Origin of the sequence: Limisphaera ngatamarikiensis (assembly GCF_011044775.1) — a bacterium.
GTDB lineage: Bacteria > Verrucomicrobiota > Verrucomicrobiia > Limisphaerales > Limisphaeraceae > Limisphaera > Limisphaera ngatamarikiensis.
The window spans coordinates 75,327-90,846 of the sequence record NZ_JAAKYA010000023.1; the positions used below are offsets into that span (position 1 = coordinate 75,327).

Sequence of the window (15,520 nt, forward strand, 5' to 3'; positions counted from 1 at the left end):
GGGGTCGGGCGGTCTGTGGGGGAGTGTGGCAGCAGACGGCGGTTTCGGGCTGCCGTCGGCGGCCGGCCCCCGGGGAACTGCGGCTTCCGGATTGTCTGGAGGGGACCGGGTCTCCAGAATGGCGGCGATCTGATGAACCCTGTAAGTGCTGTTCAACAAGAGCCCAGGAAACTGCTGGCGGCGAATCGAAGCGAGATCGCCATCCGGATTTTTCGTGCCGCGACCGAATTGGGATTTCGCACGGTTGCCATTTACGCGCAGGAGGACCGGTTTTGCATGCACCGGTTCAAGGCCGATGAGGCCTATGTGGTGGGCGAGGGCAAGGGCCCGGTGGGGGCGTACCTGGACATCGAGGGGATCGTGGGTTTGGCGAAGGAGAAGGGCGTTCACCTGGTCCATCCCGGGTACGGGTTCCTTTCGGAAAACGCGGATTTTGCGCGGGCGTGCCGGGAGGCGGGTCTGATTTTTGTGGGGCCGCGGACGGAGCTGCTGGAGCTGATGGGGGACAAGACGGCGGCGCGGGCGGTGGCCGAGCGGGTGGGGGTGCCGACCCTGCCGGGGACACCGGAGCCGGTGCGGGACCGTCGGGAGGCCTTGCAATGGGCGCGGCGGATTGGTTTTCCGCTGATGATCAAGGCGGCATTTGGCGGGGGCGGCCGGGGCATGCGGGTGGTTCGGGATGCCTCGCAGCTGGAGGTTTTGCTGGCGGAGGCCCGGGCCGAAGCACAGAAGGCCTTCGGCAACCCGGCGGTGTTTCTGGAACGCTACATTCCCCGGGCCAAGCACATTGAGGTGCAGGTTCTGGGCGATCAACACGGCAACGTGGTGCACCTGCATGAACGGGATTGTTCGGTGCAGCGGAGGCATCAAAAGGTCATCGAGGTGGCCCCGGCCGTGGGTTTGGACGAGGAGTTGCGCAGGGCGATTTGCGATGCGGCTCTGCGCATCGCCCGGGAGATCCGGTACGACAATGCGGGAACGATCGAGTTCCTGGTGGACATGGACCGGGGCGAGTGGTTCTTCATCGAGATGAACCCCCGGATCCAGGTCGAGCACACCGTCACCGAGGTGATCACCAACATTGACCTGGTCCGATCGCAAATCCTGGTGGCCCTGGGGCATTCCCTGTTTGATCCCGAGGTGGGGATTCCGCCGCAGGAGGAGATTCCGCGCAACGGCTATGCGATTCAGTGCCGCATTACCACGGAGGATCCGGAGAATCATTTCGCTCCGGATTATGGTCGGATTTTGACCTACCGATCCGCGGGCGGTTTCGGTCTCCGGCTCGACGGGGGGATGGGGTTTGCGGGTGCGGTGATCACCCCGTTCTACGATTCGCTGCTGGTGAAGGTCACGGCTTTTGGTCGGACGTTCGAGATCGCCTGTCAACGGATGGACCGCGCGCTCCGGGAATTCCGCATCCGGGGTGTGAAGACCAACATCCCCTTTCTGGAGAATGTGATCCGGCACGAGGTCTTCCGCCGGGGTGCGGCCACCACCACGATGATTGACGACACGCCGGAGCTGTTCCGGTTCACCCCGCGGCGGGACCGTGCCACCAAGCTGCTGACCTTCCTGGGCGAGGTGATTGTCAACGGCAACCCCCAGGCCAAGGGTTGGCAGCCGAAATCCCTGCCCAGGCCGCGCGTGCCGGCGTGTGATTTACGGCAGCCGCCCCCTCCGGGCACCCGACAGTTGTTGCTGGAGCTGGGACCGAAAAAGTTCAGCGAATGGATTCTGGCGCAGGAGCGTGTGTTGATTACGGACACTACGTTCCGGGACGCACACCAATCCCTGCTGGCCACTCGGCTGCGGACGTATGACATGGAACAGGTGGCCGGCGTGCTGGCGCGGCGCGTGCCCAACCTGTTCAGCCTCGAGATGTGGGGCGGGGCCAAGTTCGACACCTCCATGCGCTTCCTTCACGAGGACCCGTGGGTGCGGTTGCGGCGCCTGCGGGAACAGATCCCCAACATCTGTTTCCAGATGCTCTTTCGCGGGGCCAATGCGGTGGGTTACTCCAATTATCCCGACAACGTGGTGGCGGGTTTTGTAAAACACGCGGCCGCGCAGGGCATCGATCTGTTCCGGATCTTCGATTCCCTGAACTACCTGCCGAACCTGAAGGTTGCGATGGAGGCGGTGCAGGAGACGCACGCCTTGTGCGAGGGTGCCATTTGCTACACGGGTGACATTCTGGATCCGCGCCGGACCAAGTACTCGTTGGAGTATTACCTGAAACTGGCCCGGGAACTGAAACGGATGGGCACGCACATCCTGGGCATCAAGGACATGGCCGGCTTGTGCAAACCGTTTGCCGCCCGGGCGCTGGTGAAGGCGTTGAAGGAGGAGATCGGTCTGCCGGTGCATTTCCACACCCACGACACCAGCGGGATCGCCTCGGCCAGCGTACTGGCGGCGGTTGAGTCCGGGGCGGACATTGTGGACCTGGCGATTGCGCCCTTGTCCGGTTCCACCAGTCAGCCGTGTCTCAATTCGATTGTGGCGGCGCTGCAGCGACATCCGCGCGATACGGGATTGGATCTGGACGCTCTCAATGAGCTGGCCGACTACTGGGAGGTGGTCCGCGAATACTACGCGCCGTTCGACACCTCGCCCCGCTCGGGTAGTGCCCTGGTTTATGTGCATGAGATGCCCGGTGGCCAGTACACCAACCTCAAGGAACAGGCCGCGGCCATGGGGTTGCTGGATCGTTGGCCCGAGATCGAGCGCACCTATGCCGAGGTCAACCAGTTGTTTGGCGACATCGTCAAGGTCACGCCCAGCAGCAAGGTGGTGGGGGACATGACCATTTTCCTGGTGAGCCGCGGGATGAAGCCGGCGGACGTGCTGAAGCTGAAGCCGGGCAGCGTGTCCTTTCCGGAGTCGGTGGTGGACATGCTCATGGGCGGATTGGGTCAACCGCCCGGTGGTTGGCCCCGCAAATTGCAGAAGATCGTGCTGGGCGACCGCAAACCTTACCGGGGCCGGCCCGGGGCGCGTCTCAAACCCATTGACCTGGAGGCTGTGCAGCGGGAGTTGAGCACGCGTCTGCGCCGCGAGGCCACGCTGGATGACGTGTACTCCTACCTGATGTACCCGGACGTGTTTTTGAAGTTCGCAAAGATTCAGGCAACCTATGGCGACCTCTCCGTCCTGCCCACACCGGCGTTCTTCTACGGGATGAAGCCCGGCGAGGAGATCACCGTGGACCTGGAACCGGGCAAGACCCTGTACATTCGGTTGATCAGCGTCGGCCCGGTGGACGACGAGGGCAAACGGGTGGTTGCCTTCGAGCTGAACGGGATGCCGCGCCAGGTCGTGATCGAGGACAAGTCCGTCCAGCCCAGGGTCAAATCCCGACCCAAAGCGGATCCGCAGGATCCCTGGCAGGTGGGTGCCCCGATCCCCGGGGTCATCACCACGTTGCCGATCCGCGTGGGCATGACCGTCCGGAAGGGCGACCGACTGCTGGCCCTGGAGGCGATGAAGATGCAGACCAGTGTTCCGGCACCGCAGGATGCGGAGGTGGCCGAGATCCTGGTGGCTCCCGGTGACGTGGTGGAAGCCAAGGACCTGTTGGTGCGGCTTCGTCCCGTGACCTCCGAAAGTCCCAAGCGCGATTAGCGGTGTGATGAAAAACACCGGGGCGGTGGGAAGACGCGGCCTGTTGTTCAGACCCCTGCAACGCCGCGCGGTTTAAGTCACTGAGTTCTACATCCCGCCGGGTCCGTGTCCGGGCCCGGGACAAACCGTGGGATCTGGCGTCCCGATGGTTCCCGGTGCCTCCCAGCGGGCGTGGCGGGGCCGGAGTGTGTCTTGAAGGGCAATCGGCCGGTGAGCGGGGACCGCAGAAGTGGTAACAGGGCGTAGGGTTTTTGAGAACCGCACAAACGGGCGGAGAAAGCTCCCAGAGACCGGACAGCAGACCGCGGTGCCGAAGTCCCCGGGAGTGGGGTGGTGCCGGGTGCGGACCGGTTGAGCGCAATGTTTCGGAGGTCGTGGAGTGCGAGCCGGGGGAGCCTTTGTCGGAAGTGGAAGCCCGTGGAGAACCGTGCGTGCGGTGGGGTGCCGGCTCCGCTGTGGTGGCGGCCGTGCCCGGAGGGGTGGTCGGTGGTGGATCGGCCTTTGGGGGCGGTAAGGTGGATGCGCGGGGGCGACGTCTGCGTTGCGTACGGGTCGAGAACCCGAAAAACCGGTTCGGCGTTGGGAGAAAACGGTTGCAATCGGCCGATCGGCGGTGGCGGGCCGAGTGCGGGATCCGGACCGCGCCGGATGGGGTCAGGGAGCGAAGGGGCCGCGGCCGGCTCCGGCATGTTGGGTGACCCAGTCCGGAATGCGATGGGGCGGATCCGGGCGCCATGGATACGGCGGCACGAAGACCGAATCCGTTCCGGGCACCAGCAGGACGCGTCGGTCGGACGCCTTCCAGACCGTTCGCACCTCCACGTTTCCGGCGGCGAACAACCGGCCCTGGTCGCCCGTGGTGACGTAGACTTCCCACGGGTTTTGCACGTCTTCGAACCAGTTGAACTCGACGCGGACCTCGGCGAAGAGGCGGGAGCGGATGCAGTACCGGTTGCCCGGGGCGCGGTAGTAATTGTTGAACACGTGCACACGGCCGAAGCGGACCGAGGGCATGCGCTCGAGGCATCCCTGATCCCACCAGTTGTGGTGGTAGGTCACGCGGAGTCGGTCGCGGCAGGCGGTGTCGCGGTCGCTTGCACCGAGGAGGCTGGCGAGGCGGTGCTGGTTGCGCAGGTTTTGGTATCCGAAACGGCACCAGGAGATGGTGACTTCGTCCGTGCCATGGGTCAGGTCCACGAGCCCGTCGCCGCAGTCCATGATGGTGCAGTGGTCGATCCAGACGCGGCGTGCACCATACAGGGTAATGCCATCCTCGGGGGCATTTCGGATGATCAGGTTACGGATGACTACATTGGTGGCATGGCGGAGGAGGAGGGTACCGTTTTGGAGCACCGCGCCCTGACCGGCGCCCACGAGGGTCTTGTCGGATCCGACCCGCACGGTTCGTCCCTGGAGGTTCAGCTCGCCTTCGATACGGAGGACCCTGGGCCCGTCGGCCGAGGCCAGGGCGATCAGTGCCTCCACGGTTCGGACGGGAATCGGCTCCGCGTTTCCGCCGCCCACGGTGGGTGAACCGACGTGGGCGAAACCCACCGGATCGAAGTTTGGCTCTTGGGTGAAGGCCGGGGTGAAGGTGGCGAACCATGCCAGGACGAGAGTGACCCAAGTGGCGCGGGAGGCGGGGGCGGGGCGTGACGGGCCGGGTCTTATGGATCGGGGTTGCATGGGTACGCACGCGGGGAGCTCTGGCGGGTAAACCATGGTCCGAGCTTTGGAGTTGGTCGGTTTCGGTGTTTGGGCTGCTGGCCTCTCAAAGGTGGCGCAGGATTCCCCCGGGTACAAGCTGTGCACCCGGTCGGAGCGGTGTGGGGATGGTTCCTTAACGGTTACGGACTTCTGCATGGTGGGCGGGGCGGATTTACCATGGGTACCGTCCTGGCCGTCTCGGCTCAGTCCAGGATCTTCAAGCTGTAATCGGGCGAGAGTGCGCTGTCCGGTTGAGGGCCTCCGACGGCGTTGTAGAGGAAATCGAAGCGGAACCGGTAGTGGATGAGGTTGGTTCCGGGCGGCACCGGGATTTGGCCTTCCCAACGGTTGCGAACCATCGGGACGGGTCGCAGCGGGAACGACTGGTTGTTGACGATTACTTTCGGGTCGATGCTGTCCCAGCGCAGCGATTGTTGTCGGCTGTTAAAGGCCACTTCGACCGGATAGAGGTTGTTGGGGCTCCTCGGCATTTGCCGAGGGGTCAGGTTGGTGAATGTGGCCGTGCAACCGGTTAGCAACCAAGGTGCCAGCAAAAGTGCCAAAGCCTTCTTCATGTCGCCGGAGGCTGACACGGTTGGCGGAAGCTTGGCAAGGGGATTTGAGCGGCGATGTGGAGCCCGCCGGGGTGTGAGGGGCCATTGGGCGGGCGGGTTTCCGAGGTTTCAGTTGCAGCCAGGGAAAAGCGGGTCGGCAGGGATCTCCGGTTTTGCAGGGTTGATCGGTTATTCGACCTCCCACTCGTAGAGGCCGGCGCTGAAGCCGGGTTGGAGTCGGAGTTCCAATCGTAGTGCCCGGGTGCGCACGGGTTCGAACCTCACGCGTACGGGGTCGGCCTTGCGAATGGCGTAGTCGTCCAAGGCTTGGACGGGCTGCCATTGTCCCTGGGGGTCGCGATAGAGGACGCGCCAGGAGACCGGCAGGCGACATTCGCCGGTGCCGGTGTCATCGAACCAGGACACGGTGACGGCGCGGCATTCCTGCTCGGCGTCGAAGTCGTACTGCAACCATTCGACCGTGCCTTTGCGGGGCCAGAAATCGAATTGGCGGGCCTGGCCGTCGGGGTAATCGGCGGGGTAAAGCTGGTCCCGGATCGGTTCCGGGGACATGCCGCCGCGGGCGAAGGAAACGGACAGCCGGGCGTTGAGTGCGGGTGTGGGTCGTGGTGCGGGCCGGGCGCGGTCGGGCGTCCGAGCCACCCAGACGGTCATGGGGCTCAGGCTGCGGTTGGCCCAGGTGGCGTAGGGGATGGCCGTCAGACGGGTGGGGCGGGTGGTTCGGCCTCCGGATTCGGTCCGGATTACCCGTTGGGCGCCGTCGATTTCCAGGACTGTCACGCCCCCGAGCAGATCGGGTCGGTACCACGCCCTCACACGGGCTTCTCGGGGCAGGACGATGTCGAACACCGATCCCTGGTTGTCAATGCCTTCGAAGGCGTAGACGGTGGGACCACGCTCCAGCGCAACCTGATCGTGCGTGGCGGCGATGCGCGGGTGACCGAGGACACGCCGGACCGGCATGGCAAAGTGAATGCGGACCTCGTCGCCGGCGCACCATTCACGGGTCACGCGCAGGTAGCCCCGATCCAGATCGCGGGCCACCCTGCGACCGTTGACCTCCACCCACCAATCGGCCGGAGACGCGTCCTCGTAGCGGTAGAGGTCGGAGGGAAGCGGTTGGCCGCGTACCCAGCCCGGGATGCGCAGGCAGAGGGTGAAAGGCGTCGGCCGGGCCGGATGGAGTCGCAAGCGGATGTCCCCGTTCCACGGATAATCCGTGCTTTGTTCCAGCCGCAGGGGGACGTTGCTGATGGAGGTTTCCAGCAGGCTGGCACCGTACAGGTTGACGAACAAGCGGTCGCCCTGGAGCGCATAAAAGTATCCTCCCAGGGAAGCGAGCAGGCGGAAGATGTTCGGCGGACAACAGGCGCAGCCGAACCAGGGCGAGCGACCGTAGGTGCCGTCGGCTTCCAACGGGTTTGGGTAAAAGAAGCGGTCACCCGCGAGACTGACGCCGCTGAGTGCGCCGTTGTAGAGGGTGCGTTCGAAGACGTCCATGTAACGGCCGTCGCCGGTCATGAGAAACATGCGATGGCTCCAGAACAGGAACGCGACGGCGGCGCAGGTTTCATTGTAACAGCGGTGGGGCAGCTCGTAGGCCTCGCCGTAGGCCTCGCCCGAGGCCCGGGCGCCGCAGCCACCGGTGAGGTGGAGTTTGGTGCCGACCACGTCGTCCCAGAGCCGCACGATGGCGTTCCAGTAGGTGGTGTCTCCGCCGAGGGCGGCCACGTCGGCCATGCCGCAATAGAGGTAATTGGCCCGGACTGCGTGACCCACGGCTTCCCGTTGTTGCACCACGGGGAGGTGATCCTGGCTGTAGGTTCGACCGCTCTGGCCGCGGCATTCCAGGAAAAACCGTGCCAGGGTCAGCCAGCGGGCGTCGCCCGTCACCCGATACAGCTTGGCCAGCCCCATTTCGATGACCGGATGCCCGGGTGCAATGCGGGGTTCGCCGTCGCCGAAGTCCCGCCACAGCAGTTCGGCACTTTTCAGGCAAACGTCCAGCAACGACCGGGATCCGGTGGCCAGGGAATGGGCCACGCCGGCCTCATACAAATGTCCCAGATTGTAGAGCTCGTGGCTGAGCTCCGGGGATTTGACCCAGCGTTCCTTTCCGATCCACGGGTGGGCCGGTTCGTCCGGGTGCATGGTGCGCCAGGTGTACAGGTAACCGTCCGGCTCCTGGGCGGCGGCGATCCGTTGGATCATTGCTTCCAGGCGCTCCGCCAGCGCCGGATCGCGGTGCAGGGCCAGGCAGAACGAGGCACCCTCGATTGCCTTGTACACGTCCGAGTCATCGAAGGGGAATTCGGTGGGCGGTTTGATCTGGTAGTTGGTTTCGCCGGCGGCCCGTCGGCGCATGACTTCTGCGGCGAGGTCGAAGTTCTTGAGTCGGCCGGAGACCTCCAACTGCTGGAGGGCAAAGGGGAGGGTGACGAGCCGGTTGGTGGCCTGGCGGGCGGCGAGGTAACCGGAGGTCAGTTGGACCCGGGTGAAGGGGACCGGCTGCACCGGGTAATCCGCTGCGAGCCGTGCCGGGATCCCAAGGAGGGCCGTCAGAAGAAGCAGGCTAAACGCGCGCATCGCTGTGCAGGCTGGGTGGCCCGTGCCGGGGCTGTCAACCTCCAATTCCCGCGTCCCTTACAGGGGCGCTTTCAAGGGCTTGTCAGGGCCGGCTGGGGCCGGAGCCGACCGGACAGCCGGGCTGGTGCCGAGGTGCTGGAATCAGGGCATCCGCGGAGTGGGGACGCCGGGTTGTTCCTTGTGCGGTTGGTGGTCGTGCGAGCTGACCGGTTTCGACCCCGGATTTTCCGTGTGTCTCCCGGCCATGTGCGGGGACGGTTTTCCGGCTTGGGCGTCCCGGCGGGCGGGCCTACCCTTGGTTCCGTGCCCGAGGACGACCTGTTCAATCGCGCGCGGAAGGAGGAGGCGGTTGCCGACGCAACGGCGTCGGTTTCGATACCGCCCACCATGCCTTTGGCGGCCCGGATGCGGCCGCGGACGCTGGATGAGTTTGTCGGGCAAACTCACATCCTGGGGCCCGGCCGGTTGCTGCGCCGGGCGATCGAGGCCGATCGCATCCAATCGCTCATCCTGTACGGCCCGCCCGGGACGGGGAAAACCTCGCTGGCCGAAATCATCGCCCGCCATACCCGTTCGCATTTCGAACGGTTGAGCGGGGTGGAAACCGGGGTGGCGGAGGTGCGCCGGGTGCTGGCTGCTGCTGCGCATCGCCTGGAACGGACGGGTCGGCCCACCGTGTTGTTTCTGGACGAGATTCACCGGTTGAACCGTGCCCAGCAGGACGTGCTGTTGCCGGAGGTTGAGTCGGGTGTGATCCGTCTGATTGGTGCGACAACCGAGAATCCATTTTTCTTCGTGAATGCGCCGTTGGTGTCGCGGTCGCAGATTTTCGAGCTCCAACCCCTCACGGAGGAGGAGTTGCTGGTGCTGATGCGCCGGGCCCTTGCGGATGCCGAGCGGGGGCTGGGGCATATGCGGGTGGAGGTCAGTGAGGAGGCGTTACGTCACCTGGCGCGCGTGGCTGATGGCGATGCGCGCAAGGCGCTCAACGCGCTGGAGATTGCCGCTTTGACCACCCCGCCCGGACCGGACGGGATCATCCGGGTGGACCTGACCGCCGCCGAGCAGAGCATCCAGAAAAAAGCGGTGGTGTACGATGCGGCCGGGGACGCGCATTACGACACCATTTCGGCCTTCATCAAATCGCTGCGGGGCAGCGATCCGGACGCTGCCCTGTACTGGCTTGCCAAGATGATCCATGCGGGTGAGGACCCCCGATTCATTGCGCGCCGGCTGGTGATCTGTGCGGCCGAGGACGTGGGCCTGGCCGATCCCATGGCGCTGGTGTTGGCCGTGGCGGCGCAGCAGGCTGCCGAACGGGTGGGCTGGCCCGAGGCCCGCATCCCCCTGGCGGAGGCCACCGTGTATATCGCCACCGCCTACAAGAGCAACAGCGCCTACAAGGCCATTGAGGCGGCTCTGGCCGACGTCCGACAGAACCGCACGCAGCCGGTTCCGCGCCATCTGCGGGACACCCACTATCGGGGCGCGGAACGGTTGGGCCACGGCGTGGGTTACCAGTACCCGCACGATCATCCCGGGCATTTCGTGCCCCAGGATTACCTGGGCGTGGACAAGGTGTTTTACGAGCCCGGCGACCAGGGGGCCGAAAAACGGATTCAGGAACGCCTTCGGTACTGGCGCAGCCTGCGGGAGGGCGGTGGGCCGCCGGCTTCCACCCCGCCCCGGAACAACGCGGAATGACCCATGATCCCGCCGGATCCGACCGCGATCGAAAGGCTCAAGGCCCGGTGGCGCGCGGAAATGCGGCATCGCCTGGCGGCGATGCCCGAGGCCGATCGAATGGCCGAGTCTTGCAGGATTTGTGAAGTTTTGGCCGGCAGCCTGCCCTGGCAACGGGCGCGGGTGGTGTTGTTGTACGCACCTTTGCCGGGGGAACCGGACGTGCGGCCGTTGTGGCGGCGAGCGCTGGAGGAGGGCAGGCAACTGGCCTTACCCAGATACGATCCGGTCCGGGACGCCTACGTGCCGGCGCTGGTGACGCGGCCCGAAGAGGACCTGTGCCACGGTCGGTACGGTGTGAAAGAGCCCCGACCCGAACTGCCGGCTCTGAGCTGGGATCAACCGGACCTGATCGTGGTGCCGGGGCTGGCGTTTGATCCGTGGGGCGCGCGGCTGGGACGCGGCGGCGGTCATTACGATCGGATGCTGCACCTGACGCACGGTTTTCGTTGCGGGGTGGCGTTCCGGTGCCAGTGGACCGGGCGTTTGCCCGCACTGCCGCACGACGTGCGCATGCACGCCGTGGTGACCGCCGGCGGGTGGTTTGAAGTGGAATTGAAGGGGCCCGAACCACCCGGACAGGACCCGGCTGTTTCGACCCGGTAAGAGTCCAGTGGCGGTCGGGGGAAAAGGGTGGCTCGATCAGGTGCGGATCTGTCCCTGGCCGTAGCCGATCCACTTGTAGGTGGTCAGTTCCTCCAACCCCATCGGACCGCGCGCGCCCACCTTGTCGGTGCTGATGCCGATTTCGGCGCCCATGCCGAACTCGCCGCCGTCGGTGAAGCGGGTGGAGGCGTTCCAATAAACGGCCGCGGCGTCCACGCCCGCCAGGAACTCTTGTGCGGTTTGTTCGTTGCAGGTGACGATGGCGTCGCTGTGGGCGCTGCCATAGTTGTTGATGTGGGTGATGGCTTCCCGGACGCCGTCGACGACGCGCACGTTCAGGATGAGGTCATTGTATTCGGTGTACCAGTCCTGTTCGGTGGCCGGTCGAAGTTCCAGGGGCGGGTCGCTCTGGAGGCTGCGCAGGGTTTCGAGGGCGGCGGGGCAGGCGCGGATCTGGACCTTGCGCGCGGCCAGGGCGCGGCCGATGCGCGGGAGAAAGGAGGGGGCGATCCTCCGGTCCACCAGGAGGGTTTCCATCGCGTTGCAGACGGCCGGGCGCTGGCATTTGGCGTTCAGCACGATCTGCTCCGCCATGTCCGGGTCCGCCTCACCATCCACGTACACGTGGCAGACTCCCTTGTAATGCTTGATGACGGGCACGCGACTGCATTCGGCCACGGCGCGGATCAGGCCCTCGCCGCCGCGCGGGATGCACAGGTCCACGTACTGGGTGAGCGAAAGCAGGATGGGGATGGCTTCCCGGTCGGTGGTGGGAACCACCTGGATGGCCTGCATGGGGAACCGGTCGCCGAGGGCTTCCCGTCCGGCCGAGACCAGGATTTGTGCGATGAGCTGGTTGGAATGCAGGGCTTCGCGGCCTCCGCGCAGGATGGTGGCGTTGCCGGATTTGAAACAGAGCCCGGCGGCGTCGGCGGTGACGTTGGGGCGTGCCTCGTAAATAATGACGATGACGCCGATGGGCACGGCGACCTTGCGCAATCGCAGTCCGTTGGGCCGGACCCGTTCCTCGAGGATGCGGCCCACGGGATCCGGCAGGTCGGCCACTTCGCGCAGGCCCCGCGCCATGGCGGCGACGCGTTTTTCGTCCAGGCGCAGCCGATCCAGCATGGCCGGGCGCAGCCCTGCGGCCGTGGCGGCTTCCATGTCGCGTCGGTTGGCCTCGAGGAGTGCGGCGGTTTCCCGTTCCAGGGCATCGGCCATGGCGCGCAGGCAACGGTTTTTTTCGTCGGTGGTGAGCAGGGCCAGGGTTCGCGAAGCGGCCCGTGCCTGGCGCGCCAGCTCGGTCAGTTGTTCCTGCAGAGTCATGGGCCCAGCTTAGCGCGGGTCGGGTGCGGCGCAAAGTCAGGTTGAACGTTCGGGCGCTGCGGGGTCTGCAGAGGGGGTTTCGTGTGGATGGGAAACCGTGTTGAACCAGGCGACGAACCGCTGGAGGCCCTCCTCCAGCGGGACCCGGGGTTGATAACCCAGGCGGGTGCCGGCCTTGCGGATGTCGGCGTAGGTGATCGGGACGTCGCCGGGTTGGGCCGGTAACCATTGTCGTTGGGCCGGTTGGCCCAGGGCCTGTTCGAGCAGTTCAATCAGCCGATCCAGCCGCACGGGTCGGGAGTCGCCCAGGTTGAAGATTTCGTAGCCGAACTCGTGCTGCATGCAGGCCTCCACTCCGTCGAGGATGTCCGTAATGAAGGTGTAGTCGCGGGCGGAGGAACCGTCGCCGTAAACCGGGATGGGCCGGCCCTGGCGGATGAGCCGGGCAAACTTGTGGATGGCGAGGTCGGGTCGCTGACGCGGTCCGTAGACGGTGAAGAACCGGAGCATGACGATGTCCAGTCCGTAGACGTGGTGGTAGACGTGGCCCAGGGCTTCGCAGGCGATTTTGCTGGCCGCATAGGGTGAAATGGGGGCGGTGAGCGGGTCATCCTCGGAAAACGGCACCTTGGCGTTGCAGCCATAAACCGAGGAGGAGGAGGCCAGGACCAGCTTGCGCGTGCCGCTCTGGCGCGCGGCTTCCAACACGTGGACCGTCCCCTCAACGTTGACCCGTTGGTAGAGGGCCGGCTGTTCGAGACTGGGTCGCACCCCGGCCCGCGCGGCCAGGTGCACGATCTGGTCGAACCGAACGTCATGACAGAGGGCGCGCAATGGCTCCGGTTCGGTGATGTCGCCCTGGACAAAGGTGAAGCGGTCGGAGGCCCTCGCGATTTCGCGCAGGTTGCGTCGTTTGATGGCCGGATCGTAGAACGGGTCCAGGTTGTCCAGAGCCCACACCCTGTGACCCGCGGCCAGCAACCGCTCACAAAGGTGCGAGCCGATGAACCCGGCACCGCCGGTAACCAGGACCTTCACCGTTTCCTCCCGACAGGGTTGTTGGGTTTGCGTGACAGGATTGACACATCGGGGTCGCGGACCGCGCCCCGCCCCGGGGTCGGGGCATCGATCGTCGGCTTCACGGTTTCAACACGATTTTGCCGAACCAGTCGGCTGAACCTTTCAGCGTGCTTTCCTCCTGCAACCGGTGAGCCCGGGCGGCCTCGGCCAGGGGCAACACGTGCGCGATTCTGACCTGCAACCGGCCTTCGGCCGCCCATTTGGTGATGGCTTCGGCCGCAGGCCGCAGCTCCATGGCCGAGAAGTTGAACATGGCAAAGCCGTACAACGTGAGGTCCTTGACGTAGAATGGTCCGACCGGGAAGGGCGGCCGGGCGTCGCGCCCCGCAAACACCACCATCCGCCCGCGCAACCGGAGCAGCGACACCATCCGGTCGAAATCCGGGTTTCGGCCCGTCTCGACCCACACGTGCACACCCTCCGGCGCAAATTTTCGAATGGCCTCGACCGCCCTCGGGTCGTGATAGTCCAGTGCCAGGTCGGCTCCGAGTTCGCGACATGCCGCCACCTTGGCCGCGTTGCCGGCGAGTGCAACCACGCGCGCCCCGGTCAGCCGCGCCATTTGCACGGCCAGGGAACCGACCGCCCCGCCGGCCCCGCAAATCACCACCGTTTCACCAGGCGCCAGCCGTGCGCGGTCGAACAGCGCCAGGTACGCGGTCACCCCCACCAGCGACAATGCCACGATGGTTTCGTAACTGAGGCCCTCCGGGATGGGGTGAAGCCATTCCTCGTCCACGGCCGCCAGTTCGACAAACGTGCCGGGTCGGCCGCCGAACCCCTGCCCCGTGGCCCATACGCGGTCTCCCGGTTTGAAGCGTCGCACCTCGCTGCCCACCGCCACCACGTCGCCCGCCAGATCGCGCCCCGGAATCCAGGGAAAGGCCGGCACGGCCGGGACCGCCCCGCTGCGGATGTAGGTGTCGATGGGGTTGACGTCCACAGCGCGCACCCTGACCAGGCACTGGTGCGGCCCGGGTGTGGGATCCGGCAGCTCGCCGTACTCGATGACCTCCGGCGGACCGGTTCGCCGAATGAAGGCTGCTTTCATACCCGGTCAGCCAAGCCCGGGCCAACCCGCCGTGTCAAGGCCCCGGTCCCTTCATCGCGCGCGGACAAACACCTTGCCCGGCAACTGCCTGACCAGACGCTTCATTTCCAAGGCCAGCAACGCCACCGAAACCGTCGCCGCAGGAAGGCCGGTGAGACGGATGATTTCGTCCACGGACCGTTCCTCCGGGCCGAGTGCATCCAAAACGCGCTGCTCCGTCTCGGGCAGTTCCAGGGCCGGACCGGGCCCGGGTGGGGCGCCCGACCCGGCACGATTCGAAGGCGGGAACAGGTACTCGAACTCGGTGAGGATGTCCTCTGCGCTCTCGCAGAGTTTGGCGCCTTTTTTGATGAGGTCGTGGCAGCCCTTGCTCTGGGGGGAGTCGATCCGGCCGGGCACGGCAAACACCTGACGGCCGTAATCCACCGCGAAGTTGGCGGTGATCAGCGCCCCGCTGTGCAGGCCGGCTTCCACAACCACGGTGCCCAGGGTCATGCCCGCCACGATCCGGTTGCGGATGGGGAAGCTCTGCCGGTCGGCCGGCCGGTTGAAGGGAAACTGCGTGATGAGCGCGCCCTGGGCGGCGATGCGTTCAAACAGTTCGGCGTTTTCCGGGGGTGTGACCAGGTTGATGCCGGTACCCAGCACCGCCACGGTGCGTCCCTTGGCGTTGAGGGCCCCCTGATGAGCGGCCGTGTCGATTCCCCGCGCCCCGCCGCTGACCACGGTGACACCCACGTAGGCCAGCTGGTAGGCCAGTTTTCGCGCGGCCTCCTGCCCGTAATGCGTGGTCATGCGCGAGCCCACGATCGCCACTGCATTCCTGTCCCGGGGCAGCAGCCGGCCCTTCACATACAGCACCAGGGGCGGGTCGTACACCTGCCGGAGCAGTTCCGGGTACTCCTCATCCTGCGGGATCAAAACTCGGCAACCGAACTCGCGGATCCGCTGCAATTCCCGGCTCAGGTCCACCTGTTCTTCCCATCGTACGATGGACTCGGCAGTTTCCTCCCCGATGCCCTCCACCCGGAGCAGCTCCTCACGGCTGGCCTGAAGGATCCTTGCGGCGGAACCGAAATGGTTGAGCAGGTGCCGGGCCCGGACCGGCCCGATGTGATCAATCATGTTTAGAGCAATGAACGCTTCCCGCTCGTCCATGCCGCAGCTCCCCATACCGCGCCCGTGGCGCCGGAGCAAGCCTGCACGCCCGGCCCGGCTT

Annotated in this window: 10 protein-coding genes; 3 read left to right on the forward strand and 7 right to left on the reverse strand. The window is 65.7% G+C overall.

Translation table 11 applies throughout. The features are described 5' to 3' along the window. The first annotated feature begins 132 nt into the window (after positions 1-132). Entirely contained in the window at positions 133-3,627 is a 3,495-nt protein-coding gene (locus tag G4L39_RS04105) for a pyruvate carboxylase (protein ID WP_165106135.1), read from the forward strand. Positions 3,628-4,281: 654 nt separating this feature from the next. On the opposite strand, the gene G4L39_RS04110 is transcribed toward G4L39_RS04105, so the two are convergent. From G4L39_RS04110 to G4L39_RS04120, 3 genes are all read right to left on the reverse strand, one after another. After that, positions 4,282-5,313 (reverse strand): pectate lyase family protein, encoded by a 1,032-nt coding sequence (locus G4L39_RS04110; RefSeq protein ID WP_165106137.1) that lies wholly within the window; start codon positions 5,311-5,313, stop codon positions 4,282-4,284. A 224-nt stretch (positions 5,314-5,537) separates the two neighbouring features. Continuing rightward, positions 5,538-5,909 (reverse strand): hypothetical protein, encoded by a 372-nt coding sequence (locus G4L39_RS04115; protein WP_165106138.1) that lies wholly within the window; start codon positions 5,907-5,909, stop codon positions 5,538-5,540. 168 nt (positions 5,910-6,077) lie between these two features. Beyond that, on the reverse strand, positions 6,078-8,495 hold the full coding sequence (locus tag G4L39_RS04120; RefSeq protein WP_165106139.1) for a glycoside hydrolase family 127 protein: 2,418 nt from the start codon (positions 8,493-8,495) through the stop codon (positions 6,078-6,080). Between the two features lie 387 nt (positions 8,496-8,882). Here G4L39_RS04120 and G4L39_RS04125 point away from each other — a divergent pair, with 387 nt between their 5' ends. Beyond that, the gene (locus G4L39_RS04125; RefSeq protein ID WP_165106167.1) at positions 8,883-10,199 is read left to right on the forward strand and encodes an AAA family ATPase; all 1,317 of its coding nucleotides are present in this window, start codon (positions 8,883-8,885) and stop codon (positions 10,197-10,199) included. A 3-nt stretch (positions 10,200-10,202) separates the two neighbouring features. Beyond that, the gene (locus G4L39_RS04130) at positions 10,203-10,844 is read left to right on the forward strand and encodes a 5-formyltetrahydrofolate cyclo-ligase (protein ID WP_165106140.1); all 642 of its coding nucleotides are present in this window, start codon (positions 10,203-10,205) and stop codon (positions 10,842-10,844) included. A 36-nt stretch (positions 10,845-10,880) separates the two neighbouring features. On the opposite strand, the gene G4L39_RS04135 is transcribed toward G4L39_RS04130, so the two are convergent. The 4 genes from G4L39_RS04135 to dprA form a co-directional block, all read right to left on the reverse strand. Continuing rightward, positions 10,881-12,170 carry a glutamate-5-semialdehyde dehydrogenase gene (locus tag G4L39_RS04135; RefSeq protein ID WP_165106141.1) on the reverse strand — a complete coding sequence of 430 codons (1,290 nt, stop codon included), beginning with the start codon at positions 12,168-12,170 and terminating at the stop codon, positions 10,881-10,883. 36 nt (positions 12,171-12,206) lie between these two features. Continuing rightward, on the reverse strand, positions 12,207-13,208 hold the full coding sequence (locus G4L39_RS04140; RefSeq protein ID WP_165106142.1) for an SDR family NAD(P)-dependent oxidoreductase: 1,002 nt from the start codon (positions 13,206-13,208) through the stop codon (positions 12,207-12,209). Between the two features lie 100 nt (positions 13,209-13,308). Further along, a complete protein-coding gene (locus tag G4L39_RS04145) occupies positions 13,309-14,301 on the reverse strand; it encodes an NADPH:quinone reductase (RefSeq protein WP_165106143.1) in 993 nt (330 codons plus the stop codon). Between the two features lie 51 nt (positions 14,302-14,352). Beyond that, complete coding sequence (gene dprA / locus G4L39_RS04150; RefSeq protein WP_165106144.1) at positions 14,353-15,459, reverse strand: DNA-processing protein DprA; 1,107 nt, start codon at positions 15,457-15,459, stop codon at positions 14,353-14,355. Positions 15,460-15,520 lie beyond the last annotated feature (61 nt).

Bases quoted from the DNA above. Each gene is read 5' to 3' on its own strand.
- G4L39_RS04105 (WP_165106135.1), top strand. From the start codon at position 133: ATGAACCCTGTAAGTGCTGTTCAACAAGAGCCCAGGAAACTGCTGGCG.
- G4L39_RS04110 (WP_165106137.1), bottom strand. From the start codon at position 5,313: ATGCAACCCCGATCCATAAGACCCGGCCCGTCACGCCCCGCCCCCGCC.
- G4L39_RS04115 (WP_165106138.1), bottom strand. From the start codon at position 5,909: ATGAAGAAGGCTTTGGCACTTTTGCTGGCACCTTGGTTGCTAACCGGT.
- G4L39_RS04120 (WP_165106139.1), bottom strand. From the start codon at position 8,495: ATGCGCGCGTTTAGCCTGCTTCTTCTGACGGCCCTCCTTGGGATCCCG.
- G4L39_RS04125 (WP_165106167.1), top strand. From the start codon at position 8,883: ATGCCTTTGGCGGCCCGGATGCGGCCGCGGACGCTGGATGAGTTTGTC.
- G4L39_RS04130 (WP_165106140.1), top strand. From the start codon at position 10,203: ATGATCCCGCCGGATCCGACCGCGATCGAAAGGCTCAAGGCCCGGTGG.
- G4L39_RS04135 (WP_165106141.1), bottom strand. From the start codon at position 12,170: ATGACTCTGCAGGAACAACTGACCGAGCTGGCGCGCCAGGCACGGGCC.
- G4L39_RS04145 (WP_165106143.1), bottom strand. From the start codon at position 14,301: ATGAAAGCAGCCTTCATTCGGCGAACCGGTCCGCCGGAGGTCATCGAG.
- dprA (WP_165106144.1), bottom strand. From the start codon at position 15,459: ATGGACGAGCGGGAAGCGTTCATTGCTCTAAACATGATTGATCACATC.